3 protein-coding genes are annotated in these 2,783 nt (G+C 41.1%); all 3 read left to right on the top strand.

Features of this window, described 5'->3' with window-relative positions; genetic code table 11:
- The first annotated feature begins 368 nt into the window (after nucleotides 1-368).
- Entirely contained in the window at nucleotides 369-1,469 is a 1,101-nt protein-coding gene (gene mnmA / locus B2R65_RS18340) for a tRNA 2-thiouridine(34) synthase MnmA (RefSeq protein WP_055014287.1), read from the top strand.
- The gene (hflD, locus tag B2R65_RS18335) at nucleotides 1,469-2,071 is read left to right on the top strand and encodes a high frequency lysogenization protein HflD (RefSeq protein ID WP_286745062.1); all 603 of its coding nucleotides are present in this window, start codon (nucleotides 1,469-1,471) and stop codon (nucleotides 2,069-2,071) included. Before mnmA ends, hflD begins: the two co-directional genes overlap by 1 nt.
- Before the next feature lie 32 nt (nucleotides 2,072-2,103).
- Nucleotides 2,104-2,783: lyase family protein (locus tag B2R65_RS18330; protein ID WP_286745059.1), on the top strand; the 680-nt coding region annotated here is incomplete at its 3' end.

Here is a 2,783-nt window from a genome sequence, read left to right as displayed (position 1 = left end):
AAGTTTTTTTACCTGAAAGGCGTAGTTCATATATTCATTCCATTGAAAATATTAAGGCTATAAATCCAGAGTTAATACAAAAATCCTGCTTGCCTCTTAAATTATTCTGCAAACACAAGGTAATATACTCAACATTATTATGTGCTCGGACAATAATGGCACCGAAATAACTTTTTACAATGGCTTATTTAAATTTTTCATCATTTTTTATTTCAAATGCGATTCAGTCTTATTTGCTATTTGTTATATGAATAAAATAACGACAAAAACGTGCGTTTGCGTTACTCCTCCCTTTAAGCAAAAACAAAATGCGTGCTATAATCGCGGCCTTTCCAAGTTAACAGCAATCTGTATAAGCGAAATTATTCATGAGCGAAAATAGTCACATTAAAGTCATCGTTGGTATGTCCGGCGGTGTTGATTCTTCTGTATCTGCATATTTATTACAGCAACAGGGCTACCAAGTAGAAGGCCTGTTTATGAAGAACTGGGAAGAAGACGACAATGACGAATACTGTGCAGCCGCTGAAGATTTAAAAGATGCGCAAGCAGTGTGTGACAAATTAGGCATCGAGCTTCATACCGTTAACTTTGCAGCAGAGTATTGGGATAACGTTTTTGAGTACTTTTTAGAAGAGTATAAAGCGGGCCGTACGCCAAACCCTGATATTATGTGTAACAAAGAAATTAAATTTAAAGCGTTTTTAGAATTTGCTGCCCAAGCACTTGGCGCCGATTTTATTGCTACAGGCCATTATGTTCGTCGTGAATTACGCGACGACAAATACGTTATGTGCCGAGGCTTAGACGATAACAAAGATCAAAGCTATTTCTTATACACTTTAAGCCATGAGCATATAGGCCAAACCCTTTTCCCAGTTGGTGATATAGCTAAACCTGAAGTACGCCGTATCGCAGAAGAGCAAGACTTAATCACCCACGATAAAAAAGACAGCACCGGTATTTGTTTTATTGGGGAGCGCAAATTTAAAGACTTTTTACAAAAGTTTTTACCTGCACAACCAGGTGTGATCGAAGACACAGATGGCAACAACGTAGGTGAACACGAAGGGCTTATGTATCATACACTAGGCCAGCGTAAAGGGTTACTAATTGGTGGCATGAAAGAAGGCTCTGGCGAGCCATGGTATGTTGTAGATAAAGACGTTGAGCGCAATGTACTGGTTGTAGGGCAAGGTAAAGACCACCCTCGCCTTTACAGCAATGGCCTAAACGCTAATCAATTACATTGGGTAGACCGTGTTGGCCCGCAAGGCACCACGCGCTGTACCGTTAAAACTCGTTACCGCCAAGAAGATATTAATTGTACCCTTCTCGTTGGCGAAGATGGTATGGCACGCGTATTGTTTGATGAGCCACAAAAAGCCGTTACACCGGGTCAGTCAGCTGTATTTTATGCCGATGAGGTGTGTTTAGGTGGTGGTATTATTGATTCGGTGATCAAGTAATGAATGAACACCAAGTCATGGCGCTTGCCGCCATGTGCCAAGTGGCTAAACAAGTACAAAAAATTGCCCAGTACGGCAGTGCAAACGATTCAGATTTAGATGTGCTTTTTACAAGTATTGTACAAACATCTCCCGCATCACCGGTTGATGTTTATCAAGGTACGCATAACTTACGCGACGGCTATAAAACATTAATGGCACAGCTGACTGCTGGCACTCAAAAAGATGTCGAAATAGTTAAGTACGTAGGTGGTTTAATGCAACTTGAACGTATTTTAAATAACGAGCCAAAAAGCTTAGCTGAACTTGGCCGCCGTATCGACGACATTCATCGTCGCTTAGATCACTTTGCCATAACCGATGACACCGTAGTTGCCGGTTTAGCAGATATATACTCGTCGGTGCTAAGCCCCCTTGAGCACCGAATTCAGGTTTATGGTAAACCCGAGTTATTAAAACAGCAGCAAACGCAAAATAAAATTCGTGCACTTTTATTAGCAGGAATTCGCAGTGCTGTATTATGGCGACAAATGGGCGGTAAACGCCGTCACTTTTTCTTTGCAAAAAGAAAAATTCTCGCTATTGCAAAAACAAAAATTTAATTATCGTTCAAAACTAAAATTTAGGAGTTATTATGGAGCTTTCAGCGTTAACCGCTATCTCTCCAGTGGATGGTCGCTACGGCAGCAAAACCACTGAACTACGCAGTATTTTCAGCGAATTTGGCTTAATCAAATACCGCGTAACCGTTGAAGTGCGTTGGTTGCAAGCCTTAGCTGCAGCAAGCGATATTAAAGAAGTACCTGCATTTAGCGAACAAGCCAATGCACTATTAAATGCCATTGTTGATAACTTCAGCGAAGCAGATGCACAGCGTGTAAAAGACATTGAACGCACCACAAACCACGATGTTAAAGCGGTAGAATACTTACTAAAAGAAAAAGTAGCCGATAACAGCGAAATCAACGCTATCAACGAGTTTATCCATTTTGCTTGTACCTCGGAAGATATAAATAACCTATCTCATGGTTTAATGCTAACAGAAGCTCGCGATAAAGTATTATTGCCATACTGTGACCAATTACTTAACGCCATAAAAGAAAAAGCCATTGAGTACAAAGCAGTGCCTATGATGACGCGTACCCACGGCCAGCCAGCTACGCCTTCAACTATGGGTAAAGAGTTTGCTAACGTATACGTGCGTTTAAAACGCCAACGCGACCAAATCGCACAGGTAGAAATGCTAGGTAAAATTAACGGTGCTGTAGGTAACTACAATGCCCACTTAAGTGCTTACCCAGATTACGATTGGCA

It is taken from the genome of Pseudoalteromonas sp. UBA2102 (assembly GCF_002331165.1).
Lineage (GTDB): Bacteria > Pseudomonadota > Gammaproteobacteria > Enterobacterales > Alteromonadaceae > Pseudoalteromonas > Pseudoalteromonas atlantica.
Note: the sequence above shows the minus strand (reverse complement) of the source record. Positions and strands in the feature narration are given on the sequence as shown.

Excerpts from the sequence above, each read along its gene's own strand:
- mnmA (WP_055014287.1), top strand. The coding sequence starts at position 369 with ATGAGCGAAAATAGTCACATTAAAGTCATCGTTGGTATGTCCGGCGGT.
- hflD (WP_286745062.1), top strand. The coding sequence starts at position 1,469 with ATGAATGAACACCAAGTCATGGCGCTTGCCGCCATGTGCCAAGTGGCT.